Source organism: Alkalimonas cellulosilytica, assembly GCF_036325985.1.
In the GTDB taxonomy this organism is placed as follows: domain Bacteria; phylum Pseudomonadota; class Gammaproteobacteria; order Enterobacterales; family Alteromonadaceae; genus Alkalimonas; species Alkalimonas cellulosilytica.
In genome coordinates this window covers 1-1,369 of the sequence record NZ_JAUHLI010000044.1, presented here as the reverse complement: position 1 = coordinate 1,369, position 1,369 = coordinate 1, and the positions used below count along the sequence as shown (strand labels likewise).

1 protein-coding gene is annotated in these 1,369 nt (G+C 47.9%); it reads right to left on the bottom strand.

Annotated elements, in window-relative coordinates:
- Window positions 1–1,320 (bottom strand): IS4 family transposase (locus tag QWY20_RS18445; RefSeq protein WP_330130448.1); only part of this gene is annotated, 1,320 nt, incomplete at its 3' end.
- Window positions 1,321–1,369: the final 49 nt, after the last annotated feature.

Here is a 1,369-nt window from a genome sequence, read left to right as displayed (position 1 = left end):
TTGTAATTTAAACCATCCTTGCCATAACACCTTTATTGACGCCTTCCCCGTTCGCTTGGTGTCTTTCCATCCTCCAAGTCTGGCAAGTTCCGCGTAAGCCCACTTCATGGTGGGGGTAGTTTCAGGCAATGTTCTGCTAACCTGTTTAATCCACAACAGTTTCCAGGCCTTTGGAGAGAGCACCTGTTCGCAGCTGACTTCATCTGGTTGTTCACGCGCGAACTTTAGCTGCAATATCCGCACAGCAATGAAGGCATTAATGGTAACCAGCCTCTCTACGTTCGCTTTACTCTGCAAGCGAGCATTTTCAATATTGGTACCATCCGTTTTCCAGGCTTTATGGTATTCCTCAACTAACCAGCGATGCTCATAGTAACGAATAATGTTAAGCGCATCGGCTTTGCTTTTGACCGGTTCATTGGTCAGTAAATGCCAGCTTAATGCTTCTTCACCCTCCGTGCGTTCGACACATCCAACATAGTATAGTGGTAGTGAGTTTCCGCGTTTATTGGCCGGAACTTTCAACGTCACTGGAGCAAATACGATATCCAATGTCACAGTACGCGCCTTTCGCCCACCTTTTTGGGCAATGTGCACCTGTTTTTGTCCTGCACTCTCAAGCCCGGCAGCATAGTGATAGAGCTTATGCTCTCCCTCTTCAATATGCCTACTCTGCATCGAGCGAACCACGAAGCGCTGCTGATTCGTGAGCTTGTGCTGCAAGTACTCGTAGATATCAGCTTCCCGGTCACAGACCGATATCACATCTGCCATCTTGGCGCCTAATCTGGCCGACATATTGACGGAAGCTGACTCCCACTTAAAGCCTTCTTTTTCTTCATAACACGTTTTTTTACGCAAATGCTTCTTTCCGCGCGTGCTGATATCACGTGCCCAACGGGATTGTTCAATTAATCCAACAACTTCTCGCTGCTCAGGGGCAAATAACAATGCACTATGAGCAAGCATGCCCCGATGGCGATCTCCTTGATTGACGTGGCCAAGCTCATCCCGAACAGAGCGGTGACTGTATGTGATTGTCGTGGTGTCTTCCAAGGCGAGCAGTAAATTGTGCCTGGCAGCTTGCTTTACTGTGACTTGATATCCAGCTTCAGCAATTGCATCTGCACTCACGTGCTCATTACGAATAAAGCGATAAGCGCCTTCCATGTCCGCTGGAGATTGGGTGATATTCACGAATGGTTTTCCTGGTGCGTTCGCTAATGTTTCAGCTAACTTTACCAGACGAGCGGTGCGACGGGGATCACCTAGATCTGCCTGACCAAAAGTATGTATTGCCCACTCAGTATTATTATCCATTGGAATTCACCTGCCTAAAGATTCGGTGAAAGATCAGATCGGTGACTCC